Origin of the sequence: Cryomorpha ignava (assembly GCF_010686655.1) — a bacterium.
GTDB lineage: Bacteria > Bacteroidota > Bacteroidia > Flavobacteriales_D > Cryomorphaceae > Cryomorpha > Cryomorpha ignava.
In genome coordinates this window covers 40195-64030 of sequence record NZ_JAAGVY010000022.1, presented here as the reverse complement: position 1 = coordinate 64030, position 23836 = coordinate 40195, and the positions used below count along the sequence as shown (strand labels likewise).

Below are 23836 nucleotides of genomic sequence, written 5' to 3'. Positions count from 1 at the left end.
AAAAAAAAGTGTTTCCGATTGGTTTGATCTCGGTGATTTTTAAGCAACAATAGCGATCATGTTAAGGATTCTAAAGGATTGGGATTATTCCTTTATTCCCACAAACCGTATAACGTCAGCTTTCCCTTGATGGAATTGACCTTCGTTAAGCTGGATGAATTTTTCTTCCATCAGTATAAATTGTATTCCGGAAAACTCGGCTTCAATTTCTTCAATAGAAAATAGCATTTCGAGACTTTTAGGGCCGCCAGAAGGATTTCCCAATTGTGTTTTAGCGAAAGCTTCAAAAATTACAATTCCGCCGGGTTTAAGTAATTCAATCAATCGTTGGTTAGCCGCTTTTCGAATTTCTATTGGAAAATGGGCATAAATAAAACCCAAAACATCAAATTTTTTGTTGGTTTTAAATTCCAATACATCGGCTACTTCATAGTGCATTGCTACGCCATGATCCAATGAGAGTTGTATAGCTTTTTTTCTACCGCCACTGCTACTGTCAAATGCAGTCACGTTCCAGCCTTGCTTAGCGGCGTGCAGCGCATTGCGACCCTCGCCTTCGGCGGGCAATAATATATCACCTGGTTTTATCGCGTCAAGCTGGGCTTTAAAAAAGTCGTTGGGCGCAATGCCGTAAGCATATTCAGCATCAGCATACCGCTCATTCCAAAAATCTGAAGGTAGATTATTCATTAGTTTCTAAATAAATCTACGTGTTCGCTTTTTGTATTCTGGATAATCAGGATATTTTTGTGTCAGCAGGCTTTCTTCATATTTCGACTTGAAATAAAACAGAATAACCAAAAGCAAGGTTATGAAGAGTTTAAAAATTGATTCCTGATAAATGGCATACCCAAATCCCGAAAAAATCAAAGATGTATAAATTGGATGTCTGGCAACTCGAAAGACTCCGTTTGTAACTAATTTCCCTGATTCCAAAGGAGTTGGATAAGGTGAGATGTTTGTATTTAACTGCACGAAAGCCATAATTCCAAATACAACGGCCAATATTAACATGATTAAGCCGGCATAATTCAACCAAACCGGCAGTGCTATCGTCGACAACAAGTGCACGGGTAAAAAGTACACTGCGAAAAGCAATAGTTGAACGATAACAAAAACGTAATCTTTTGTGGGTTTTTTTAAGCTCACTTTTTAAATTGTTCTATATCATCACTCAAATCATATACTCTAACACCTTTTAGTTCTTTGTTGAGAATGCTGCTTCCCGCCGCGCTGCGATACCCACCCGCACAATGCACCACGATGGGCTTGTCTGTTGGGATTTTACTTGCTGTGCCGCGTAGCTCATTTAGCGGATGTGAAAGTGCTTTATTAAAAAACTTGCCTTCGTTTATCTCGCTTTGGTTGCGTATGTCAACAATGGTGTAGTTATCGGGATTATTTTTAAAATCAGCCAGATCTAATTTTTCTGTATTTACAAGATTTTCTTTCGGAAGTGTGACAATTTGCTTCAGCTGTTGTTCATAGCCAATTTTGGCTACACGGTGCAAAATATTGTCTTTACTACTTTCACTATCAACAACTAATGTGAATTCTTCCTTAGGCTGAACTATAGCGCCTAACCAAGTTTCAAATTTATCATCTTCCGATGCTGCATCAATGTTGATACTGTTCTTTAAATGGCCTTTTTTAAAGGTTTCTTTTTTGCGCATATCGATTATAAGTCCGGTAGGAACTGAATTTTCCACAAATGGAATTTTAGAAATTGCTGGTTTCAAATCTGCTGCACCCCTTTTATTGATATCCACATTATAACCAAAATAAGACGGAATAAACGGTTGACCTTCGAGCAAAGTGTCCATAAATTGCTTTTTGGATTGATCCTTAAATGCCCAATTGCCCATTCGCTCACTGCCCAAACTGCTACTGTTTGCATCACTCAAATTCTTACCGCATAGTGAACCCGCACCGTGAGCTGGATAAACCACAGCATCATCTGGCAAATCTTTGAACTTATTCTGCATAGTGTTGTACATCATTTCAGCAAGCTCTTCCCGCTTCGCTTTCATATTTCCAGCCTTCTCGCGCAAGTCTGGACGACCAACATCACCGATAAAAAGTGTATCTCCAGTAAAAAGTGTTGTTTTATCACCTTCAGTAGCTATTATTGTTATACTGTCTGGTGAGTGGCCGGGGGTATTTATAGCCTTTAGCGTAATATTCCCCAAAGCAATACTATCACCTTCATCAAATGATTGATGCGGATAGTCAGCACCTAATTTTTTACTGTTGTATATAGTTGCTCCTGTCTTTTTGTGAATCTCAAGATGTGAACTCACAAAATCAGCGTGAGGATGCGTTTCTATGATGGCAACTATTTCTGCATTGTTCGCTTTCGCGAAAGCGTAATACTGTTCCGGATTTCTTTCCGGATCTATAACGGCCATTTTGCCTTTACTTACTATTGCGTATGAATAGTGGGCAAGTGGTTTGTATTCGAATTGTTTGATATTCATAAGGTTCCGTTTTTCTATACTATTGAATACGTAAAGGTTACAGCAAATTGCTGTAACCGCTAATAAATTGACAACACTAGTTTTAGTCCTATTTTTTCGGGCAAGTGTTTACGCCAAATAATCGATATAAAGGACAAAAATTGATGAAACTCGTGATTAAAAATATTACTGCAAATGCCAGCAATACATAAGCCAATGTTCCTGCAATTATGCCTTGCCAATATAAAATACCAACTACTATTGCGATAATGATTCGAATAATGCGATCTGCACCGCCCATGTTTTTTTTCATGATTGTATATTTTAATTTCTACCAAAAACAAAGCCTGCGACTATGGTAAAACTAATCACCGGCGCCAATTGTGAGATTATACAGATTTGGCCTATCCAATAACATATATCACTAAAATATTTTCTTCGTAGCATCAGCCTTCAATCACCACCGCTATACTTTAACCAAGAAATCACGAACTCCAAATAACCTGTAGTCTTTTAATCAGGGTCATTTTGATAGGACTTCTTTATTCGTTTCTTCACGTACAACATCCTAAACAAGCCGATGAAAAATAAAATTGGTCCAATCACAATGAGAGCATAACCAATCCAAATTACCTCTCGAAGCATTTCCAATTTAATTATGGCAAATCCTGAACTCAAAAACACAATTGCCGATCTGAAATAGGCCAGAAAAGTACGTTCGTTTGCAAGTCTGGTTCGTTCAATGGCTAATTTATCTGTGAGTTTGAGTTCCATTTTCCAAATGTAATTCAATATTTGAAAATTAAAGTGGCAATTTCTCGCCGCTTTAATTCTTTCTTATCAAACTTAACTAAAATTCAAGAAGACCAATTACAATGATTTTTTGGCGAGATAAAAATCTACTTTCTCATAACGATCATCTTTAAGTCTATCAGCCATCTCATCCAATGTTTTTGGTGGTGGAACGATTACCTTATCTCCTTTTTTCCAGTCCAAAGGCATTGCTACACCATGCTCATCAGATATTTGCAGAGCTTCTAACGCTCTCAAAATTTCATTCATGTTTCTACCTACATTTAGTGGGTAATACATAATCAAACGTATTTTTTTCTTAGGGTCTATAAAAAAGACAGCTCTAACAGCTGCAGTTTCGCTTTCATTTGGTTGCAGCATACCGTAAAGTTTAGCTACTTTCATATCAATATCGGCTATAATCGGAAAGTCGAAATAAACGCCCGTTTTTTCATGCACGTTATTAACCCAACCCAAATGTGCGTGAATACTATCGATACTCAATCCTAAAAGCTCTGTATTGAGTGCGTCAAACTCATTTTTACGCGTTGCGAAGCCACTCAATTCTGTGGTGCATACAGGCGTAAAATCGGCAGGGTGCGAAAACATCACAATCCATTTATCTTTTGCAAATTTTGATAACTCAATATCGCCTTTGGTTGTTTTTGCTTTAAAGTCTGGTGCCTGGTCGCCAATTCTTGGCATTGGATTGACCGCAACTGGTTCTGTATTTTCCATTTTAATTGCTTTTATTAATTTTACATAAAGATCGCGTATTTATTCCTTATTTACAGTGACTTACGTTACAGATGAATCAACTAATATTTCTAGCTTATAACGGTTTAAAATCCTAATGAATTACAAACAGACCTACGACCTAATTGGCAATGTTGATATCTACATTATCGACCAGATTTTGAAAGGGCGCTACCAGCCCGGTGAATCCATTTTGGATGCAGGCTGCGGGAGTGGACGAAATTTGAAATGGTTTTATCAGAATTATTTCACCCTTGCGGGAATTGACGCCGATGCTGAAAGAATTGCGCAGGCAAAAGAGAATTATCCAGACATTTCAAAAAATTTTACGGTAGGAAACTTAGATAGTTTGTCTTTCGGCGAAAGTGCTTTCGACCACATTCTCTGCAGTGCTGTATTGCATTTCGCGCAAAGCAGGGAGCAGTTTGATGTTATGTTTTCTCAATTAGTAAGGGTATTGAAACCGGAAGGCACTTTATTTATACGCGTCGCTTCAGATATTGGATTAGACGGTAAAAAGCCTTGGGTTCAAGATGGAATAAGCAAAGAAGCCGGCAATTTTTATGTTACCAGAAGAATAATATCAGAACTTTTACAATCCTACCCTTTAAAGCTCATTGAACCAGTAAAAACAACCAATGTTCAAGATTTAAGGGCAATGACCACCTTGGTATTTCAGAAATTTTAGAAAAAGTGAATAGTTGCTTCTTCATTTTATAAAAAAAGGAAATCCTCAAAACCAAGGGAACAAGGTATGAGGATTTCCTAGCTATGAAACAGAAAGTTTAAACCTACAAAAAATAATTTAATATCTCCTGCTTCGGTATATTTTAGAATTGCTCATTAGACGTCCTTAGATATTTTACGTAGTTTTAAATCATGGGAAAAACGATATTAGGGACATGGCTATTTCTTGTTTTGATTTTGCAACATGGCTACGGGCAAAATATAGAGGTCAATACAAAGAGGGGGAAGAGCAAAGGAAAGATTGAACGGCAAATTGCTGAAGAGCAAATTAAGAATCTGAAAAAGGGAATTTTGCTGATTAGACTGTCAACGAAGTCACAAACGCTTGAGACAATAAGAGAAAAGGGCTATGACCAGAAGGCAAATGAAATGGAAGCCGACCAAATAGCGCTAAATAAGGCCATTGCGACAACCTTTCCGGTTAATATTAAATTCTGTAAAACCGCATTCTTCTACAGCGAAGAAACAGATAAGCTTATTTCAAAAGATTTTGACAATATGAAATTTATGAATGGGCAGCTAAATGAAATTCCAAACCCGCTGGTAAATGATGTGTATTACCTGGTTCTTGATTTGGCTATTTTAAAAGAACGCGACCCCCGGTATGATACTTATAGACAGGTAGTCACCGAAAAAGGAATTGAAAATAAACCGGTTTATTATTCTTCGTCAAACTTGAGACTTCCGGCATTTGTTGTAAAAGATCAAAATCTTGAGCAACTCACCGATCCGTTTCCGTATTATGTGCGTGCCTATAGCTTAGAGCCTGAAATTGACAGGATACTCCTTGCTGCAAGAAAGCTGAATAAAAGCCTATTTAAGTTTTACAAAAAGGCAACTCGGTAGCACCACTGGTCAGTTTATTTATTTAGGCAAATGTCATGTGTTTATATGTTCCCGAAAAATATTAAACAAAATAATAATCCTTTGGTTAATTAAGCCTATAAATACACTACTGCAAAAATGGGATTCTACCAATTAATAAAAGAACAAAAAGTAAACGCGTCTATCGATGAAGTTTGGGATTTTATTTCATCTCCCGGCAATTTAAAAGAAATCACCCCCGACTATATGGGCTTCGATATTATTTCCAATAACCTTTCTGAAAAAATGTATCCCGGTATGATTATCAGCTATAAGGTAAGCCCTGTATTTGGAATTAAAACACTGTGGGTCACAGAGATAACTCATGTAAAGGAGAAAGAGTATTTTGTTGACGAGCAGCGGGTGGGGCCTTATGCTATTTGGCATCACCAGCATCATATTTCAGCAATTCCAAATGGCGTGTTGATGCGCGATATTGTGAGTTACAAGCCACCATTTGGCTTTTTAGGTGCTATGGCCAATGGGATTTTAATAAAAAGTAAACTTCAGGAAATTTTCGATTACCGCACAATGGCAGTAGATAAAAAGTTTGGTAAATATTCGAGTTAAGAACGAAACTTATGGAGTGCATTGCAGATTCTTAAGTAAGTTTGCAGAAAACAAGTATTGATGGCAAAACATCTTTTAAAGTTCTTACTGGTTACTTTGCCTGTGTCAATTTTTGCGCAAGATTTAGAATTGCTCACCCCACTATCTTCTACCATCAGCGAAAGCTCGGGCTTAATATACCTTAACGGAAAATTAATTACCCACAGTGATTCGGGTGGAGAAGCACGCCTTTACGAAATAGATAGCCTTACGGGAAATGTGCTTAGAACAGTGGCTGTGCTGAATGCTATCAATAAAGATTGGGAAGATCTTGCCCACGACAATACGTATATATACATAGGTGATTTTGGAAATAACAATGGAGTGCGTACCGATTTGAAAGTTTACCGAATTTTGCAAAGCGATTATTTTGAATCTGATAACGATCAGGCTACTGCCGAAGCAATTTCTTTTAACTATAGTGATCAAACAGATTTTACGTCGGCGCCATTTTCTACCAATTTCGATGCAGAAGCCTTTATTTCCTATCAGGACAGCCTGTACATCTTTACAAAAAACTGGGGCGACAACCGCACAAATGTATATCCCTTAAGCAAGCTACCGGGCAATTATGCACTAAACAGAACAGATAGTATGGATGCGCAGGGGATGATTACCGGTGCAGCTATAAATGAAAACACCGGAAGACTAATTTTGAGTGGCTATTCGCTAATAAGTCCGTTTGCAATTATTATTTCATCATTTCCCGAAGGACAATTTTCGCAGGGTATAACAGAGCATATTGATTTACAGGCTCCATCTGGTTATTCTTATCAAATAGAAGGAGTTTCAGAAATAAATCCGGGTCTCTTTTATTTCACTTCAGAAGGGGGCTTTTTGGGCAATTCAGGTTTATTTAAATTGAATTTAAATCTGACCGGAATAGCTAAAACTGAAAAAGAAGAATTCACGATAAGTCCCAATCCTGCAACCGATTATTTTACAGTAAACACTTCCGGCAAGATCAAATTAAAGCTTTTTAATTCTGCTGGAGATTTGGTTCAGGTAGAAGACTCAAACCGAATGGATGTTAGTAGTTTATCTCGTGGAATTTATCTCTTAGAAATTCGCGGAAGCGGAAACAAAATAATTGCTACCAAACGAATTGTCCTCAATTGATTTTATGCAACCCGGTCTTTTAATTTAAGAAACCAACCTTATATTTTATGAAAATTTCAATAGCAATACACGGTGGAGCAGGAACGCTCGTAAAAGGAATGATGACGCCCGAAAAGGAGCAAAATTACAGAGCCGACCTGGAAAAAGCCCTCAATGCGGGATATTCTGCCCTAGCTGAAGGAAAATCTGCCATTGATGCGGTAGAGATTGCGGTAAGGGTAATGGAAGACTCTCCGCTGTTTAACGCAGGTAAAGGAAGTGTTTTTACAGCCGATGAAACCCACGAGATGGATGCGGCAATAATGGATGGGAAGACACTTAACGCAGGTGCTGTATCGCTGATTTCGGGCATTAAAAACCCGGTGAGCCTTGCGCGCGATGTTATGGACAAAAGTGAACATGTTTTCCTGGCTGGAAAGGGAGCACTTCAATTTGCTAAACTACAGGGATATACACAGGAGCCTGATTCTTATTTTTACGATGAATTTCGCCACGAACAATGGCTTGAGATAAAAGATACCGACAGTTTTCAATTAGACCATTCGTCAAAAAAAGATTCAAAATTTGGAACCGTAGGTGCAGTAGCCTGTGATGCTGACGGAAATATTGCCGCAGCAACAAGCACAGGCGGAATGACCAATAAACGGTTTGGCCGCATCGGCGACAGCCCTATGATTGGTGCAGGCAATTATGCCAATAACGAAACCTGCGCAATATCGTGCACCGGAAGCGGCGAGTTTTTTATACGCGGCGTTGTGGCTTACGATGTGGCTTGCCTAATTGAGCACAAGGGATATTCACTTCAAAAGGCTGCTGATGAAGTTATTAACAAGCGGATTCTCAAAATAGGCGGCGACGGTGGTCTGATTGCTGTAAATTCAAAAGGCGACATAGCTATGCCCTTTAATACCGAGGGGATGTACAGAGGGTGTCGCAATTCTGATGGGTTGGAGGAGATTAATATTTATCTGTAGAGTTAATTTTGCAATAGGCAATGGGCAATAAGCAATTGGCAATAAGCAATAAGCAATTGGCAATAAGCAATAGGCAATTTGCAATAAGCAATTGGCAATTTGCAATAGACAATAACGATCTTAATTACTACTCAAATCCTTCCAATTAGATTCTAATTTTTATTATACCGTAAGGTAAACTCCCTTTCCTGCATCCGACGAGGCTTTTCGCCGACGACCGAAGGGAGTGCGTATGTACGACCGAAGGGAGTGCGTATGCAGAGGAATGCACAAGGGCGGCAATAAGCAATAAGCAATGGGCAATAAGCAATGGGCAAAAAGCAATAGTCAATAGGTGATAGGCAATAAGCAATAGGCAAGCAATAAGCCTTCGGTTTTTATCAAAGAACCGAAAACTCAAAACCGAATAACCCACTTGCAATTTACAGAATTACACAACAGCTTTAAAATTCCGCGCTGACGTGGTAGATTCCGCTGTAGAGTGAGACACGACAGACATTATCATTAAACAAACTCGGCATTCATAGGCAATACCTTAATCTTTCTTGTTTTTATCTCAAAACGATCTCCATTTGAAAGAATATGCGTTTTTAAATCTGTTAGGGTCATTGGAGTACCTTCTTCCAATATCCGCTGATTGTTGTGGGTAGAGGTTCGCGCATCAAACACAATGGCCATTCCAGATCCAATAACCTGAAACTCTGTATCATTTCTGATAATTAAACCTGTATCTTCTGCGAGACCAACTCCTACCAATTCGGGATATTTGGCTACTGCTTCTGTCAATCGGCCAAACCTTCCGCGACGAATAAAGTGTGAATCAATAATTAGCGATGGAATGAAGCCCATTCCCTTATCCATAAAAACGGTCCCCTTGCGGAATGAGTCGGTATTATTGCCACCGGTGATCATTTCTTGAGACATGCACATGGCACCCGCGCTGGTTCCGGCAATTACGAAATGCTCCTTTTGATACCGATCCATCATTATTTTATGAATGGTAGATCCGCCCATTTTGGCGACAATCTTAGACTGGTCGCCACCCGAAAACATAAGTGCATCAGCTGTTTTCACCAGATCTATAGACTTCTCTTTTTCAGAATCAGCCCGCTCTCGTATCTTTAAAAGATGCACGTTGGTACAACCCAGTTTTGTAAAAGCGTCGCGGTAATTTACGGCTACCTCTTTTGGGATGCTAGATGCGGCAGGAATAATGACAATTTTTGAGTTTTTTCCGCCTGCCTGTTTTACAACGTGTTGCAAAATCCCTTCTTCAATAAAGTCTAAAGCATACACATCTTCCAGATCGTATCCTTTATCCTCATTCCCCCCGATTGGTATCAAGACACCATTTGCGCTACTATCGCTCATCAAAGATTTTTTTTGAATAAAGTTCAAAATTACCCTATTTATTGAATCAAAACCATATATTTCGATGAATTTCCATACATAGTGGTCTTAATAACTTTAAAACTCTGATTAAATGAAAATACGTTCTATCAATGCCATGCGGGGGCCAAACTACTGGTCTGTGCGCCGTCATAAACTTATTGTTATGGTGCTCGACCTTCTGGAAATGGAGCAAAAACCTACCAATAAAGTAAATGGATTTAGAGAAAGACTTGAAAAGATGTTTCCCGGAATGTATGAGCATCGTTGCTCAGTAGGCACTGAAGGGGGTTTCTTTCAACGGGTAGATGAGGGAACCTGGATGGGTCACGTAATTGAGCATATTGCTTTAGAAATTCAAACCCTGGCAGGAATGGATGTTGGCTTCGGGCGTACCCGCGGCTTTGGCGAAGAAGGCGTTTATAACGTGGTTTTTGCCTATATGGAAGAGGCCGTGGGAAGATTTGCCGCCGAAAGCGCAGTTGCAATTTGTGAAGCATTGGTAAGCGGCGCTGATTACAATTTGGAAGCGGATATTCAGAAAATGCGCGAATTGCGTGAGGCGGTAAGACTGGGACCAAGCACAGGCTCTATTATTGAAGAAGCAGAGGCACGCGGTATTCCGTGGATTCGTTTAAATAAATATTCGCTTTGCCAGTTGGGTTATGGAGCAAATCAAAAACGCATCCAGGCCACTGTAACCAGCGAAACGAGTAGCATAGGAGTAGAGCTTGCCTGCGATAAGGAAGATACCAAATTTTTGCTTGAGCAAGCCGAGGTACAGGTTCCCCGCGGAGAGATTATTCGCAAAGAGAGCAGCCTTGAAGAAACGTGCAGATATGTCGGTTTTCCGCTGGTTATAAAACCGGTTGATGGAAACCACGGTCGTGGAATAACTGTTAATATAAAGAATTATGCTGATGCAGTTGTAGCATTTAATGCGGCAAAAGATATTTCACGCGCTGTTATTGTAGAGAAATATATTAATGGCGAAGATTATAGACTACTGGTAATTAACAATAAGCTGGTTGCGGCTGCTAAACGTACGCCAGCACATGTTATTGGAGACGGAAAATCAACTATTCAGCAGCTTGTTGACAAGGTTAATTCTGATCCGCGACGTGGGTATGGACATGAGAATGTGCTTACGCAAATAACTGTAAACGAACTTACAAAGACGATTATAGCTGCAAAAGGATATCATATTGACTCTGTAATTGCCGAAGGTGAGATGCTCATCCTTAAAGATACTGCCAATCTCTCAACGGGCGGTACTTCGGCAGATGTAACAGATATTGTGCATCCTTCTAATGTATCGATGGCCGAAAGGATTTCTAAAATTATTGACCTTGATATCTGTGGAATTGACATAATGACTACAGATATTTCCCAGCCGCTAAACGATACAGGTGGTGCTGTACTTGAGGTAAACGCCGGCCCCGGTTTTAGAATGCACCTTGCACCTACCTCGGGATTGGCGAGAAATGTTGCTGCACCGGTTATCGATAAGTTATTCCCACACGGCGATACCGGAAGAATTCCAATTATTGCAGTTACGGGAACAAATGGAAAAACGACCACTACCAGACTCATTGCCCATATTGCTAAACTCAATGGAAAGCGTGTAGGTTATACTACCAGCGATGGTGTTTACATTCAGAATAGATTGCTCGTTACGGGAGACTGCACAGGTCCCACCAGCGCTGAATTTGTATTGAAAGACCCTACCGTAAATTTTGCCGTTTTAGAATGTGCCCGTGGTGGTTTATTGCGAGCAGGACTCGGCTTTAAGAAATGCAATATAGGTATTGTAACTAATGTTGCTGCAGATCATCTCGGCCTTAGCGGAATACATACCATTGAGCAATTGGCTAAGGTTAAAGGAGTTATTCCTGAAACTGTGTTGCCATCCGGTTACGCCATATTAAATGCAGATGATGATCTGGTTTACGAAATGAGGAGAAACATTGAATGCAGTTTGGCATTGTTTTCTATGGATGAGAACAATCCACGCATCAAAGCTCTTCAAAAGCGGGGTGGAATTACAGCAATTTATGAAAATGGATATGTAACACTTTGCAGAGGAGAGTGGAAAATGCGTGTAATGCGTGCAGAGAATATTCCGCTTACCCATGGCGGAAAAGCGGAGTTTATGATTCAAAACGTCTTGCCAGCTATCCTTGCTGCAAATATTCAGGGAATAAGTATTGAAGATACAAAAGTGGCACTCGAAACGTTTATTCCGTCGCCTACGCAAACTCCGGGAAGACTTAATATGTTTAAGTTCAACAATTTCAACATTTTGCTCGATTATGCTCACAACCCTGCGGGAATGCGGGCATTAAAGAAATTTGTTGATTCTATTGAAGCCACCGTAAAAGTGGGGATAATAGCAGGAATTGGCGACAGACGCGAAGAAGACAATAACGCTATTGGCCAGATAGCTGCTGAAATGTTTGATGAAATCATTATCAGACAGGATAAGCGCTTGCGCGGAAAAACGGAAGAAGAGCTCATAAAAATGCTTCACGACGGCATTAAAATGCAAAACCCGAATATGAAGACTACCATAATCCCTTCAGAGAGAGAAGCGATTATTTTTGCGGTTGACAATGCCGTGGAAGGATCGCTAATTGTGCTCAGCAGCGATGTGATTCCAGATGCACTAGATTTGGTTATGAAGCTGAAAGACAGAGAGGTGAGTGGAGATACAAGTGTCTTACAATAAATTTTCTTATTCTGACATTAAGATTTCAATCAAATCAGAGCCCCAGATTGGGGCTTTTTTTTATTTGTAAAAATGGTATATTGGCTTTAAAAAAAGAACTCTTGGGCGGCGAAGGCAGCATAATGCACATGATAGTCAGCTACCGAAACAATACGGCATTGATTCGGAAGAAAAGATTATTCAAAAGTGGGAAATCTTATTTTCGCGCCAAAGAGGCCTATAGAAAAGCTGCGGGGGGCGAAGCAGCTTTTAGAACAGCCACACCTCAAGAGCGTGCATTAATTCGATCAAAAATCCGGAAAGAGTATCTTCGAGAAAAGATATTTCTCACCCTAATATCTGTGCTTATTTTTTCGATTGCCATTTGGCTTACAGTAATATTTTGGCCGTCGAGGCCTGCTGGTAAGATCATTCATTCAATTACAGTAACCACGTCAGATTTTATGGAATTTAATAAATATATGGCTCAAGGCGATAAATGGATGTTGGATAACAAATGGTATAGCGCCATTCACGAATATGATTTGGGGTATAGCTTAGTTTAAAAAGATTATTCTACCATTTCTCAAAGAGGGCTTAGGCTTGAATATCAAGATCAGTTGAGAAACATCAATCCTGCAGATGTATTGAATAAAGTCAATGATTTGATAATGAAATATCCAAACCGGCTTGAGCTTTATAAATTCAGGGCTGAATATCTCGTTCTTACCAATATGCATTCTTGGGCAGAAGCCGATTATAAAAAGATTGAAGAATTGATGAGGTAAATTTCCTTGTAGCAAAAAATCGTGTTGATTCTTCTGTCTCTTTGGTTCATTCAAAGGTATTGTAGTCACAGCTCTTTCCTCGTATGAGCAGTTCAAAAAAAAATCCAATTCCGATTAGTATCGTCATTGGATTAATTCTTTTGATTTTTATTGGTCGGCCGTTTGTTCTGAAGAAAATGAACGCTTATGCTGACAATTAAACCTATTACATCATTGAATTCACACGAGTCCAGCCACCGCCATTTTCGCAGTCAAGATCTTTTGACTTTAAGAAATTGCTGGCTTGTCCGCTTCTGGCACCGCTAGCACAACATAGCACAACAGGCTTTTTCATTGCTTTAAGCTTATCAACGTTTTTCTCGATCTCTTGAAGCGGAATATTTGTAGAGCCAGCCACGTGGCCACCCTGAAATTCTGCCGGGCTGCGCACATCTACCACTACAGCTCCATTTTGAAGCATTTCCTGAATTTTGTCTTTTTTCGAGCTGCCCGTTAGCATATCCATTAATCCCATAATATTTGTATTTTAAGTTCGTGATGTATTTTGAATGATGCAAAAGTCGCTATTTTAATGTGATTCTTAGGTGACTTTGATTACAATATCAGTTTTAGTGACGCTTTAGCTTTCGCACAATTCATAATCAATCAAAATTACATAATTCTTCAACTCTTCTAAAAAATGCAAGTAGTTTTGCAATGGAGAAGAAAAACCGCTTTTCTCATAAGAATCAAAAGTAGTTATTATGGATCATAAATTTAAACCCGAAAGCTTAATGATGACTTATGGCTACAAGCCAGAGTTATCTGAAGGAGCTATTAAATGTCCCATTTTTCAAACCTCAACCTTTGCTTTTAAAACAGCCGAAGAAGGAAAAGCCTTTTTTGAAGTAGCTTATGGGAAGCGCGATAAATTGCCAAACGAAGAGCTTGGATTAATATACAGTCGTATTAATAATCCCGATTTGGAGATTCTTGAGAATCGGCTATGCCTATGGGATAAAGCAGATGATTGTGCAGTATTTGAAAGTGGAATGGCCGCGATAAGCACAGTGCTTTTGGAGTTTTTAAAACCCGGTGATTTATTGGTTTACAGCACACCACTTTACGGTGGAACAGACCATTTTATTCAACATTTCCTGCCTAAGTTTGGTATTGAAACCCTCGGTTTTACATCGGGGCAAGAAGGAGATGAGCTGGAGAAAATGATCAGAGATAGTGGTAAAGCTGATAAGTTGGCAATGATGATATTAGAAACTCCCGCCAATCCTACCAATCATTTAATAGATATTGAATCGTGCAGGGCAGTGGCCAATAAATTCAACACCAGTGATAATGAAGTGCTAATTGCTGTAGACAATACATACATGGGACCGCTATGGCAACATCCGCTTCAGCTTGGGGCAGATTTTGTAATGTACTCGGCTACAAAATATATAGGCGGCCACAGCGATGTAATTGCAGGAGCTGTGCTGGGTCGTAAAGATTTAATGGTTCGAATAAAAACACTTCGTACCTTTTTAGGAAATATGGCTGGCCCCAATACGGGTTGGCTGCTAATGCGAAGCCTCGAAACGCTTAAAGTGAGAATGGAACGCCAGCAGCAAAATGCGATAAAAGTTGCTGGATTTTTAAATGCGCATCCAAAAGTGGAAAGTGTACACTATTTGGGATTGATTGATAAAAATTCGCCCGCTTACAAAATCTACAAACGTCAATACAGCGGTCCGGGCGCAATGGTTTCATTTGATATCGCCGGTGGAGAAAAAGAAGCTTTTAAATTTCTCAACTCGTTAAAGCTCATTAAGCTGGCAGTAAGCTTGGGTAGCACCGAGAGCTTGGCGCAACACCCTGTTACCATGACTCATACAGGTGTAGATCCTGACCATGCACGTAAGATGGGAATTACTGAAAAGCTAATCCGGGTTTCAATTGGAGTGGAAGATTCAGATGACATTATTTGGGATATTGAGCAGGCACTATCCAAAGTTTAATTACCTTTCGTGGCTTTAATTAATTTGAATTTAATAAATATGACTGAAGACGATAAACGATTTATGGAGCGCGCGATAGAGCTTTCTACTAAAGCTGTGGAAACCAATATGGGTGGCCCTTTTGGCTGCGTAGTAGTAAAAGATGGAAAAATTATCGCTGAAGGACATAATTGCGTTACCGGTACAAACGACCCAACAGCTCACGCCGAAATGGTTGCTATACGAAATGCGTGCAGGGAACTTAATACTTTTCAACTTGATGATTGTGTGATTTACACATCTTGCGAACCTTGCCCAATGTGCTTTGGTGCTATTTATTGGGCGCGACCCAAGAAAGTATATTTCGCTTGCACCAAAGAAGATGCTGCAAAGATTGACTTTGACGATCAGTTTATATACGATGAACTGGATAAAAAAAGTGAAAACCAGAAAATTGAATTTGTAAATATGATGCGGAGCGATGCCAATGTGGTATTTAACCAATGGGCAGAAAAGAATGATAAAGTGAAATATTAGCCAAATCTCTAAATTAAATCCTAAACCAACCAGAATATGCGTTCAGTTTTTCTAATATTCGCAGCCCTCGTGTTATGTGCAGCCAGCTGCGAAAAAACTACGCCAGCAGACGGCGCAAGGACAGATGCCAAATTGGTGAAAGCGCTGCAAGATACCCCCCAATCGCTTGTAGTTGATGGCAAAACGCTCCTTTTAAGCACAGAGCTGTGGCGCGATTTTATGCCATCTGTTGGTAAAGCAGAGCGTTCGCTGCGCGCAGCAGTAAGTATTTCAGCCCAAGATAATGAATCATTGCCGTCTAATTTGATTTTTAAAAGAATGGTGGTCTTAAATGGGGATAGCGTTTGGGTGCAAACCATGGTAAATTCTGAACGGTCAGATGACATCAGATTAAAGGCCAATACTACAGGCGGGCCAGAATGGACTCCTGACAGCCAGGTAGATGTGGTAGTGGAATTTATGTACCAGGAAAAGGATTATAAACTACGCCAGAATTCAGTTCAGATTAGAGCTACCTATTAAAATGAGAAGAGGTTTCCTGAAATGGATTGGTATACTATTGCTTACAGCTCTGACGATTTCAGGATGCTCCAGCATAAAAGGAGTATTGTACAAGTCAGAAAAGGTCTCTCAATTTTCAAGTCATCAGGAAATTTTGATTTTAGATGGCTCGCCAGAAATTCCAATGCGCGTTTATAAAATCACCAATAGAGAAGACTCTGTTCTGCTCAGGCAAGATTCTCAATACATTACTCCTGATGAAAATAATGAAGTTTTAACCAGATTTATAGCAAGGCTCTACCACACGGTAATAGATAGTGCATCAATGGGCGTGGGAATAGCTGCGCCACAAGTGGGTATTTTGAAAAATATCATTTGGGTGCAGCGCTTTGATAAAGAAGGGTTTCCGTTTGAACTATATTTGAATCCAAAAATTCTGCAGTATTCAGAAATGAAACAAACCCGGCGCGAAGGTTGCCTATCTGTTCCAAATAGAACAGATACCCTGCACTGCCGTTCTTACGCCATACTGATAGAATACGATAGAATGAATGGGGAGCAGAAAGTAGAAATGGTAGAAGATTTTACAGCTATAATTTTTCAGCATGAAATAGATCACCTAAATGGAATTCTCTATCTCGATCATTTGCAAAAAGAAATGGAAGACGCCCGCAGAAAGTAAAGCCAAAGTTAATTTTCATTGTATTTTTGCCGTAACAACAATTTCAGTTGCAAATAGGTATTTAAGCTAAATCCAAGTCATACTTCTTTATTGCTATGCTAAAGAAACCAGGTGTAATATTTCAAATTATTCTTTTCGCAATAATAATCTATTTGCGCTATTTTAATCAAACAGTTGAGGATATTCTGGATCGCAATCCTATGATATATGCCCTAATGGCATTTTTGATTTTCTACTTGTTTATTAAGCTTCTCTCTATTGTGATTATTGCTTACTATGCAAGGCGCAATAATAAACCTTTTAAGAAAAAGGACAACGTGCATTTTGGTATTGAAAATATTGCCAACATTCTTATTGCATTCGGTTTTATAGGTTTTGTCCTTCGGCTTTTCGGGGTAGATCCATTTGAAATAATTACCTCGGCAACCATAGTTGCAGCAGCTATTGCACTTGTAACACGCGACTATATCGCCGATTTCTTAAGCGGAATATATCTCAGCTTTTCAAATACATTTGGAATAGGCGATTATGTAAAACTCGATAATCACAAAGGAAGAATTATTGAAATAGGTATGTTGAAAATCAAAATATTAAATGATGACGACGACTTGGTGATTATGCCAAATTTCAAAGTCTATTTTAACGAAATTATAAATTATACCCGACGCGATGCACGTATTATGAGCATTGATTTTCAGGTAGGTTTAAAGAATGTAATCAGTATAGAAGAATTAGAAAAAGACCTTATACGCACTTTAGAAGGTTTTAGCGAGTACATTATGTCCAAGTCGTATAATCTAAAAGTGGTAGAAATGAAAGCCGATCATCTTGAAATGAAATTTCAGTATAAACTCAAGAACATTGATCCGCTCTTGCAAAGAGAAATAAGAAAGAAAACGATGCGCGAAGTTTTTAACTATATCTCTGTGCGAAGCCAGAAGAGGGAGGGAAATAGCACAGCTTAAAATTTTGATTTCTTTTCGCGAAAGGCTATTATAAATGAATGCCTTTAATAAGCATTTAAACAAAATCATGGATTTTCTTATTCTGAAAGAGTAGATTTGAAACTCATCCATAATGCACTATGACTTCTAAGATTTGGATTAAGGCTTCCCTTTTTTGTTTTCTCCTGCCCGTGTTATGGCTTATTAGTTGCAAGCCCACACCCCCTTCAGAAGCTGCAAATGAGCTATTTGCTGAAAAGGGAATAGACTCTACTCAGGCAGCACTCATTTTTAATAAAACGGATTATTTTCCAAATAGAACTCAAGTTTCTATCGCTATTCTTACCGATTCGGGAACTGTTTTTCTGGGAGTAATCTCCAGAAACGATACCATTTTAAGTGTTCACAATCAGGATGTACATTTTGAAATTGGCTCAATTACAAAAGTAATGACCGCCACTTTGCTTGCTGATTTTGTTGTAAGAGATAAGTTGAAATTAACAGACAGCATTTCAACACATCTGCCTGTAGTAATGAAAGATAGTACTGAAATAACATTTGAGCAATTGGCAAACAACACTTCAGGCTTACCAAATGTGCCAACGGGTATGCTCCTTACATCACTTTTAAGTATGCGAAACCCGTACAAAAATTTTGATGAGAAAACGCTTGCCGCATACTTGGAAAACGATCTTTCATTATCTAATCCGCCCGGAAAATCTTATTCTGATTCAAATCTTGGCTTTGGATTGCTTGGTTATACACTATCTAAAGTTGATGAAAAATCAATTGACGACCTACTTGAAGAGCGTATTTTCAAAAAGTATAAAATGTCGGCAACTACAACCCATCGCGAAGACATTAAGAATACTTTGGTTCCCGGTTTAAATAAAGACGGCAAGCATACTTCTAATTGGGATATGGCAGCGCTCGGCGGGGCCGGAGCAGCACTATCTACTGCTGAGGATTTGGCAAAATTCGCGAAAGCGCATTGCGATACTGCCGATAAAGTGCTAGCGCTTACGCGGAATCCTACTTTCAATCAAGACGATAAAACTGAAATAGGATTGGCCTGGAGGATTACCAGAAGCGAAAATGGAAATATGCTTTATTCGCAAAGGGGAAGTACAGGAGGCTATACGTCGTGCATGATTATTGACCCAAATAATTGCAGAGCCGTTGTTGTGCTTTCAAATGTTTCGGGATCCAATGCTTATTCAGGTAATCTTGAGGAACTCTGTTTTGGGTTAATGAAGTCTGTCGAAAGATAATTCGGCCGTTTTATTGGCGGCAGCCTTTATAAGAACATTTGTATCGGTGCAAAAGGCACCCTAAACAGAGCTGTTTTTATATCATAAATAAATGCGACCTTTGCACCCGCAAAAAATAGGAGGAAACTGTGTTAGAAACCCAAAATATAGCACTTCAATACGGAAAGAGAATTCTTTTTGATGAAGTAAATCTTAAATTTTATGGCGACAATTGCTATGGAGTAATTGGTGCCAATGGTGCAGGAAAGTCAACTTTTCTAAAAATTCTATCGGGAGATATTGATCCAAATACCGGTCATGTATATCTGGAGCCAGGTAAACGGATGGCTGTGCTAAACCAAAGCCACAGCGAATATAATGATGTGTCGGTAATTGATACTGTATTGATGGGGCATAAAAGGCTCTGGAAAATCATGCAGGAAAAAGATGCCGTTTATGCGAAACCAGATTTTTCGGATGCGGATGGTATTAAGGCATCTGAATTGGAAACTGAATTTGCAGACATGGATGGCTGGAATGCCGAGAGTGCTGCCGCAAGCTTGCTATCTGGTTTGGGCATTGTAGAAATGCTGCATTCTACTGAGGTAAAAAATCTTAGTGGTCCGCAAAAGGTACGCGTTTTGCTCGCACAGGCGCTTTTCGGAAATCCCGATGTATTGGTTCTCGATGAGCCTACCAACGACCTTGACTCCGAGACAATTGTATGGCTTGAAGATTTCTTGCTCAATTTTAAGAACACTGTTATTGTTGTCTCTCACGACCGCCACTTTTTAGATACCGTGTGTACGCACGTTGTCGATATCGACTTTTCGAAAATAAAGCTCTATACGGGTAACTATACTTTTTGGTACGAGAGCAGTCAGCTCGCCCTTCGTCAGCGGTCAAATGCCAATAAAAAGGCAGAAGAGAAAAAGAAAGAATTGCAAGAGTTTATTTCGCGTTTTAGCGCAAATGCTTCAAAATCTAAGCAGGCTACAAGTAGAAAGAAATTGCTTGAGAAAATAAATGTTGATGACATTCAGCCGTCAACCCGAAAGTATCCGGCTATTATTTTTAATCAAAACCGAGACGCGGGCGATCAGCTCTTGCATGTACGCGGCATGAGCAAAAGTATTGATGGGCAGGTTCTTTTTAAAAATGTGGATTTAAATGTGCGTAGAGGAGATAAGATTTCACTCCAAAGTCCGAGCAGCGTTGTAACTACTGCATTTTACAAAATCTTGAATGGCGAGATGGAACCGGATGAAGGAGAGTTTGAATTTGGAAAAACAATAACTACAGGGTACGTTCCTGCCGATAACGATAAATATTTCAAAAGCAACGATAATTTAATTGATTGGTTGCGCCAGTATTCTGAAGATAAGGATGAAGTTTACATCCGCGGATTTTTGGGCAAAATGCTTTTTACCGGACAGGAGACACTGAAAAAGTGCAGCGTTTTGTCAGGGGGCGAGAAAGTTCGCTGTATGATTTCGCGCGCTATGCTGGCCGGCCCTAATTTACTCATGCTCGATGAGCCAACAAATCACCTAGACCTGGAAAGTATTACGGCGTTTAACAATTCGCTTATTGATTATCCCGGAACAGTTATCTTAACCACGCATGACCAGACTTTTAGAGAAACTACCGCAAATCGGGTAGTGACGATAGGGCCTGATGGAGCCTTTGGATAAGATATACGAAAATAAATAGGTTAAACAACGAAGACTTATATTGTAGAATAAAAAAAGCCCCAATTATTGGGGCTTTCTCATTCTAAATGTTTTTGGAAATCACTCCACCATAAAAGTTCCGTTCATAGCAGCAAAGTGCCCTGGGAAAGTACAAAGGAATTGGTATTTACCTTTTGCCGGAGCTGTAAAAGTAATAGAAGTTTCTTCGCCACCACCTATCATGGCAGTGTGAGTGATTACTTTATTGGTACCTACCGGAATGTACTCGCTATCTTTTGCTGCTATCGCTTCGATTGCAAATTCCTGCATGTCAACACCTTTTTTAAGAAGCGTCCAGTTGTGACCCATTGCTGCTTTGTCCATTTTTCCAACATGCTTCAAAACCAAAGTCACTTCCTGACCGGCTTTTACAGATAGCATGTCTTTGTTGTACTTCATCTCGTCGTTTCCTTCAATGGTTAATGTTACAGCCTCAGGAGCCTCATCCATTACTTCGTCAGATTTAGATTCTGTGGCCGGAGTATTATCCATTGTAGAATCTGTGTTTTGCTCGCCGCCACCGCAGCTTACCAGCATAAGTGCTGATGCTAAAATAATTACAATTTGTTTCATTTAACTTTGGTTTTAAATTAATTTTCCTTTCGAGATTTTTAAATAATGCATTTTGATAAAGTATTAATAAGACAATTATGCCAGGCTTTTGTTTAAAATTTCTGTTGAAATTTAAACCGGCTAATCTGGCTAATACTACTCATGCAAGCTTTAAAATTTCGGTGCAAATGTATGTACAATATTTGTTTAAAATAAAGAATCATGAACATATTCAGATATACCACTCTTAATTTCAAATTGATCATTGATGCTTCGGTTCAGGATACTGAAAGTCAGCATAATACAGGATGTATATCCTTCCCGATGAAGTGCTTTATGTTGAAAAACCTTTTTTTGATTCATTAGCTTATTCTGTATAAGGCTGTGAATGAATAAAATAATTGAATTTTTTTTATTGTTTCACAATGATTTTCTGCACCTTTGAACGGATCAATCAAAATAACCAGATCATGTTTTACTCTATTGACCAAAAGAAAAAATTTCTGGTAGCTGAATTTTGGGCTTGATAAAATCTTTACTGTACATGTCGCAAAGCACAGCTATAATATCAAAAAAGAAGGGTAACAGAGTTTTTCTGCTTGTTGTTGCCGTGTTTGCGTGTGCGGTGCTCACTATCTTCAATTACAATACTATTAAAGTAGTCTCGGGCATAAATGCTTACATTTCAGGAGAGTCTACCTATTCGAAAAATCAGAAAGAAGGAGTAAGGCATCTCATGACTTACTTGGTTTATGAAGATCCTGTAGAATATGAACTATTTCTCCAGTATATTTCTATACCTTCCAGTACTGGCTCTGGTTTGCATGGTTTACTAAACTCCAGCTCCGATAGTTTTGTTAGAGAATCGCTTAGCAAAGGGCAGAACCCTCCCGAAAATATTGATAATATTATCTGGCTTTATAAAGGCTTCCGGCATTATAAATTTATGCAGAATGCTATTGCTATTTGGTGGCAGGGAGATTCTCTTGTCAATCAACTTATTCATCTCGGTGTTGATATAAATAAGGCTACACCTTTTGCAGACAGTAAGGCAGATAGCTTGTTAAAGCGTCAGTTTTTTAATGAAATCAATACATTGTCAATTGAGTTAACTTCGAAGGAGATCGAATTTTCGGCTGTGATGGGAAGAGTGGGTAGAAAATCTGCCAGCATCCTGTTCTGGGTTAATGCCATTGTAATTACTATAATGTTAACCAGTGTTGTTGCTTTTTCTAATATGTTGATCTATAAACTAGAGAAATCGAAGAGAAAGCTGAAGAAAATCAATACAGGACTTGTTGCAACGAACGATAAACTCGACAATTTCATTTTTGCTACTTCGCACGATTTAAAGGCGCCTATAAATAATTTGCAAGGACTGCTAAATCTACTTTTTATGATTCCTGCCACAGATCCGGTTCAGGAGAATATTCGCAATAAAATGAATGCATCTATTGTTGTGCTCAACGCTAACATAAATAGGCTTGAACAATTGATGCTTATTGATTCAAAGCCCGATGCGGATGGTGCAGAGATAGAACTGCAAGATTTGCTTTTTCAGATTCTGGAAGAGCATAAAGAGTTTATTGACGCAGCAGATACATCTGTTTCAACACATTTCGAATTAGAAAAACTACGCTATTCCGAGTCGGGAATAAAAGAAATCATTCTAAATCTATTATCCAATGCTATCAAATATAAATCACCCGATAGATCTGGAGAGATTAAAATTTCCACGTACTTAAAAGACGGGTTTTTCGTACTTCGATTTGCTGATAACGGATTGGGAATGGATGTATCGCTTCACGGCGATCAAATATTCGGTTTGTCTAAGCGCTTCCATAAAGATCTTTCTGGCAGTGGTGTAGAACTTTATCTGGTAAAGAAAATAGTTGAAAGAAATGGCGGTATGATAAAAGCTCAAAGCGAAATAGGGGTTGGAACCATTTTTGAATTATTTTTGCAAAAACCATAATGATGACTCTCGCACCAAAAAGCAAGAAGGGAATTAAACTGACAAGGAGTCGCAGCAATAGATGAAAAAATTTAAGAGCACACTCATAATTGACGATGATCCGATAAGTTGTTTTATTAACCAAAAGATTATAGAAAGAACAGAATTAACTCAGCATATTGCAGTGGTTCACAATGGTGCTGAAGCTCTTGAATACATTGTAAAAGATGTTAGCGCAAATTCGGAAACCGGAAATAAGCCTGATTTAATTTTTCTCGATTTAAATATGCCCGGAATGGATGGTTTTGAATTTCTTCAAAAATATAAAGCGCTCGAAAGAAATTATTGGGAAAACGTTGAAATTGTGGTGCTTACTTCTTCAAATAATCAAACCGACATTAATAAAACCAAAGGCTATAATGTAATGGCATATCTTACAAAGCCTCTAACGGTAGAAAGTTTAAATTCATTATTTAAACAAGAAGATAACCGGCAATAATTTATTCATTTTT

At 38.9% G+C, this 23836-nt stretch carries 26 protein-coding genes; 17 read left to right on the top strand and 9 right to left on the bottom strand.

Going from position 1 to position 23836, the window contains the following annotated elements; translation table 11 throughout:
* Window positions 1-84: 84 nt before the first annotated feature.
* The 6 genes from G3O08_RS12195 to G3O08_RS12170 form a co-directional block, all read right to left on the bottom strand.
* Window positions 85-690: a class I SAM-dependent methyltransferase gene (locus G3O08_RS12195; protein ID WP_163285656.1), complete on the bottom strand. Its 606-nt coding sequence runs from the start codon at window positions 688-690 to the stop codon at window positions 85-87.
* A gap of 6 nt (window positions 691-696) precedes the next feature.
* Window positions 697-1149 (bottom strand): methyltransferase family protein, encoded by a 453-nt coding sequence (locus tag G3O08_RS12190; protein ID WP_163285655.1) that lies wholly within the window; start codon window positions 1147-1149, stop codon window positions 697-699.
* A complete protein-coding gene (locus tag G3O08_RS12185) occupies window positions 1146-2477 on the bottom strand; it encodes an MBL fold metallo-hydrolase (RefSeq protein ID WP_163285654.1) in 1332 nt (443 codons plus the stop codon). The genes G3O08_RS12190 and G3O08_RS12185 overlap by 4 nt, the downstream gene beginning before the upstream one ends.
* Window positions 2478-2565: 88 nt before the next feature.
* Window positions 2566-2769: a YgaP family membrane protein gene (locus tag G3O08_RS12180; RefSeq protein WP_163285653.1), complete on the bottom strand. Its 204-nt coding sequence runs from the start codon at window positions 2767-2769 to the stop codon at window positions 2566-2568.
* Window positions 2770-2969: 200 nt separating this feature from the next.
* Window positions 2970-3230 carry a DUF202 domain-containing protein gene (locus G3O08_RS12175; RefSeq protein WP_204336861.1) on the bottom strand — a complete coding sequence of 87 codons (261 nt, stop codon included), beginning with the start codon at window positions 3228-3230 and terminating at the stop codon, window positions 2970-2972.
* 96 nt (window positions 3231-3326) lie between these two features.
* The gene (locus G3O08_RS12170; RefSeq protein ID WP_163285652.1) at window positions 3327-3986 is read right to left on the bottom strand and encodes a peroxiredoxin; all 660 of its coding nucleotides are present in this window, start codon (window positions 3984-3986) and stop codon (window positions 3327-3329) included.
* A gap of 115 nt (window positions 3987-4101) precedes the next feature.
* On the opposite strand from G3O08_RS12170, the gene G3O08_RS12165 reads away from it, so the two are divergent.
* The 5 genes from G3O08_RS12165 to G3O08_RS12145 all read left to right on the top strand — a co-directional run bounded on the left by G3O08_RS12165 (window position 4102) and on the right by G3O08_RS12145 (window position 8317).
* Window positions 4102-4692: a class I SAM-dependent methyltransferase gene (locus tag G3O08_RS12165; RefSeq protein WP_163285651.1), complete on the top strand. Its 591-nt coding sequence runs from the start codon at window positions 4102-4104 to the stop codon at window positions 4690-4692.
* A 191-nt stretch (window positions 4693-4883) separates the two neighbouring features.
* Window positions 4884-5597, top strand: a complete 714-nt coding sequence (locus G3O08_RS12160; RefSeq protein WP_163285650.1) for a hypothetical protein — start codon at window positions 4884-4886, stop codon at window positions 5595-5597.
* 117 nt (window positions 5598-5714) lie between these two features.
* Entirely contained in the window at window positions 5715-6185 is a 471-nt protein-coding gene (locus G3O08_RS12155; protein WP_163285649.1) for an SRPBCC family protein, read from the top strand.
* A gap of 60 nt (window positions 6186-6245) precedes the next feature.
* Window positions 6246-7343, top strand: a complete 1098-nt coding sequence (locus tag G3O08_RS12150; protein WP_163285648.1) for a T9SS type A sorting domain-containing protein — start codon at window positions 6246-6248, stop codon at window positions 7341-7343.
* 47 nt (window positions 7344-7390) lie between these two features.
* Window positions 7391-8317 (top strand): isoaspartyl peptidase/L-asparaginase family protein, encoded by a 927-nt coding sequence (locus G3O08_RS12145; RefSeq protein WP_163285647.1) that lies wholly within the window; start codon window positions 7391-7393, stop codon window positions 8315-8317.
* A gap of 504 nt (window positions 8318-8821) precedes the next feature.
* On the opposite strand, the gene G3O08_RS12140 is transcribed toward G3O08_RS12145, so the two are convergent.
* Window positions 8822-9688, bottom strand: a complete 867-nt coding sequence (locus G3O08_RS12140) for a cyanophycinase (protein WP_163285646.1) — start codon at window positions 9686-9688, stop codon at window positions 8822-8824.
* 112 nt (window positions 9689-9800) lie between these two features.
* Here G3O08_RS12140 and cphA point away from each other — a divergent pair, with 112 nt between their 5' ends.
* The 3 genes from cphA to G3O08_RS12125 all read left to right on the top strand — a co-directional run bounded on the left by cphA (window position 9801) and on the right by G3O08_RS12125 (window position 13201).
* Window positions 9801-12434 (top strand): cyanophycin synthetase, encoded by a 2634-nt coding sequence (gene cphA, locus G3O08_RS12135; protein WP_163285645.1) that lies wholly within the window; start codon window positions 9801-9803, stop codon window positions 12432-12434.
* Window positions 12435-12514: 80 nt separating this feature from the next.
* Complete coding sequence (locus tag G3O08_RS12130; RefSeq protein WP_163285644.1) at window positions 12515-12979, top strand: hypothetical protein; 465 nt, start codon at window positions 12515-12517, stop codon at window positions 12977-12979.
* A gap of 54 nt (window positions 12980-13033) precedes the next feature.
* Window positions 13034-13201, top strand: a complete 168-nt coding sequence (locus G3O08_RS12125; RefSeq protein WP_163285643.1) for a hypothetical protein — start codon at window positions 13034-13036, stop codon at window positions 13199-13201.
* A 205-nt stretch (window positions 13202-13406) separates the two neighbouring features.
* Here the strand turns inward: G3O08_RS12125 and G3O08_RS12120 are convergent, their stop codons facing one another.
* Window positions 13407-13715: a rhodanese-like domain-containing protein gene (locus G3O08_RS12120; protein ID WP_163285642.1), complete on the bottom strand. Its 309-nt coding sequence runs from the start codon at window positions 13713-13715 to the stop codon at window positions 13407-13409.
* Between the two features lie 226 nt (window positions 13716-13941).
* Between G3O08_RS12120 and G3O08_RS12115 the strand changes: the two genes are divergently transcribed.
* The 7 genes from G3O08_RS12115 (at window position 13942) to G3O08_RS12085 (ending at window position 20779) form a co-directional block, all read left to right on the top strand.
* On the top strand, window positions 13942-15192 hold the full coding sequence (locus tag G3O08_RS12115) for a cystathionine gamma-synthase family protein (RefSeq protein ID WP_317164065.1): 1251 nt from the start codon (window positions 13942-13944) through the stop codon (window positions 15190-15192).
* A 39-nt stretch (window positions 15193-15231) separates the two neighbouring features.
* Window positions 15232-15708, top strand: a complete 477-nt coding sequence (locus G3O08_RS12110) for a nucleoside deaminase (RefSeq protein WP_163285640.1) — start codon at window positions 15232-15234, stop codon at window positions 15706-15708.
* A 36-nt stretch (window positions 15709-15744) separates the two neighbouring features.
* Window positions 15745-16230: a hypothetical protein gene (locus tag G3O08_RS12105; protein ID WP_163285639.1), complete on the top strand. Its 486-nt coding sequence runs from the start codon at window positions 15745-15747 to the stop codon at window positions 16228-16230.
* Window position 16231: 1 nt separating this feature from the next.
* Window positions 16232-16891: a peptide deformylase gene (gene def, locus G3O08_RS12100; RefSeq protein WP_163285638.1), complete on the top strand. Its 660-nt coding sequence runs from the start codon at window positions 16232-16234 to the stop codon at window positions 16889-16891.
* Window positions 16892-16986: 95 nt separating this feature from the next.
* On the top strand, window positions 16987-17856 hold the full coding sequence (locus G3O08_RS12095) for a mechanosensitive ion channel family protein (protein ID WP_163285637.1): 870 nt from the start codon (window positions 16987-16989) through the stop codon (window positions 17854-17856).
* Between the two features lie 119 nt (window positions 17857-17975).
* Window positions 17976-19106, top strand: coding sequence for a serine hydrolase domain-containing protein (locus G3O08_RS12090; protein WP_163285636.1), 1131 nt, complete (start codon window positions 17976-17978; stop codon window positions 19104-19106).
* Between the two features lie 128 nt (window positions 19107-19234).
* Window positions 19235-20779 (top strand): ABC-F family ATP-binding cassette domain-containing protein, encoded by a 1545-nt coding sequence (locus G3O08_RS12085; RefSeq protein WP_163285635.1) that lies wholly within the window; start codon window positions 19235-19237, stop codon window positions 20777-20779.
* Window positions 20780-20878: 99 nt separating this feature from the next.
* On the opposite strand, the gene azu is transcribed toward G3O08_RS12085, so the two are convergent.
* Window positions 20879-21391: an azurin gene (gene azu, locus G3O08_RS12080; protein WP_163285634.1), complete on the bottom strand. Its 513-nt coding sequence runs from the start codon at window positions 21389-21391 to the stop codon at window positions 20879-20881.
* Window positions 21392-21914: 523 nt separating this feature from the next.
* On the opposite strand from azu, the gene G3O08_RS12075 reads away from it, so the two are divergent.
* Together G3O08_RS12075 and G3O08_RS12070 are read left to right on the top strand one after the other, a co-directional pair.
* A complete protein-coding gene (locus G3O08_RS12075) occupies window positions 21915-23345 on the top strand; it encodes a sensor histidine kinase (RefSeq protein WP_163285633.1) in 1431 nt (476 codons plus the stop codon).
* Between the two features lie 61 nt (window positions 23346-23406).
* Entirely contained in the window at window positions 23407-23823 is a 417-nt protein-coding gene (locus tag G3O08_RS12070; protein WP_163285632.1) for a response regulator, read from the top strand.
* The last annotated feature ends 13 nt before the right edge of the window (window positions 23824-23836 follow it).

What these genes read in the sequence shown, in the direction of transcription:
- G3O08_RS12120 (WP_163285642.1), bottom strand. Translation starts at nt 13,715, where the DNA reads ATGGGATTAATGGATATGCTAACGGGCAGCTCGAAAAAAGACAAAATT.
- G3O08_RS12160 (WP_163285650.1), top strand. Translation starts at nt 4,884, where the DNA reads ATGGGAAAAACGATATTAGGGACATGGCTATTTCTTGTTTTGATTTTG.
- G3O08_RS12170 (WP_163285652.1), bottom strand. Translation starts at nt 3,986, where the DNA reads ATGGAAAATACAGAACCAGTTGCGGTCAATCCAATGCCAAGAATTGGC.
- G3O08_RS12070 (WP_163285632.1), top strand. Translation starts at nt 23,407, where the DNA reads ATGAAAAAATTTAAGAGCACACTCATAATTGACGATGATCCGATAAGT.
- G3O08_RS12145 (WP_163285647.1), top strand. Translation starts at nt 7,391, where the DNA reads ATGAAAATTTCAATAGCAATACACGGTGGAGCAGGAACGCTCGTAAAA.
- G3O08_RS12165 (WP_163285651.1), top strand. Translation starts at nt 4,102, where the DNA reads ATGAATTACAAACAGACCTACGACCTAATTGGCAATGTTGATATCTAC.
- G3O08_RS12155 (WP_163285649.1), top strand. Translation starts at nt 5,715, where the DNA reads ATGGGATTCTACCAATTAATAAAAGAACAAAAAGTAAACGCGTCTATC.
- G3O08_RS12180 (WP_163285653.1), bottom strand. Translation starts at nt 2,769, where the DNA reads ATGAAAAAAAACATGGGCGGTGCAGATCGCATTATTCGAATCATTATC.
- def (WP_163285638.1), top strand. Translation starts at nt 16,232, where the DNA reads ATGAGAAGAGGTTTCCTGAAATGGATTGGTATACTATTGCTTACAGCT.
- G3O08_RS12095 (WP_163285637.1), top strand. Translation starts at nt 16,987, where the DNA reads ATGCTAAAGAAACCAGGTGTAATATTTCAAATTATTCTTTTCGCAATA.
- G3O08_RS12175 (WP_204336861.1), bottom strand. Translation starts at nt 3,230, where the DNA reads ATGGAACTCAAACTCACAGATAAATTAGCCATTGAACGAACCAGACTT.
- azu (WP_163285634.1), bottom strand. Translation starts at nt 21,391, where the DNA reads ATGAAACAAATTGTAATTATTTTAGCATCAGCACTTATGCTGGTAAGC.
- G3O08_RS12150 (WP_163285648.1), top strand. Translation starts at nt 6,246, where the DNA reads ATGGCAAAACATCTTTTAAAGTTCTTACTGGTTACTTTGCCTGTGTCA.
- G3O08_RS12185 (WP_163285654.1), bottom strand. Translation starts at nt 2,477, where the DNA reads ATGAATATCAAACAATTCGAATACAAACCACTTGCCCACTATTCATAC.
- G3O08_RS12105 (WP_163285639.1), top strand. Translation starts at nt 15,745, where the DNA reads ATGCGTTCAGTTTTTCTAATATTCGCAGCCCTCGTGTTATGTGCAGCC.
- G3O08_RS12110 (WP_163285640.1), top strand. Translation starts at nt 15,232, where the DNA reads ATGACTGAAGACGATAAACGATTTATGGAGCGCGCGATAGAGCTTTCT.
- G3O08_RS12075 (WP_163285633.1), top strand. Translation starts at nt 21,915, where the DNA reads ATGTCGCAAAGCACAGCTATAATATCAAAAAAGAAGGGTAACAGAGTT.
- G3O08_RS12140 (WP_163285646.1), bottom strand. Translation starts at nt 9,688, where the DNA reads ATGAGCGATAGTAGCGCAAATGGTGTCTTGATACCAATCGGGGGGAAT.
- cphA (WP_163285645.1), top strand. Translation starts at nt 9,801, where the DNA reads ATGAAAATACGTTCTATCAATGCCATGCGGGGGCCAAACTACTGGTCT.
- G3O08_RS12090 (WP_163285636.1), top strand. Translation starts at nt 17,976, where the DNA reads ATGACTTCTAAGATTTGGATTAAGGCTTCCCTTTTTTGTTTTCTCCTG.
- G3O08_RS12195 (WP_163285656.1), bottom strand. Translation starts at nt 690, where the DNA reads ATGAATAATCTACCTTCAGATTTTTGGAATGAGCGGTATGCTGATGCT.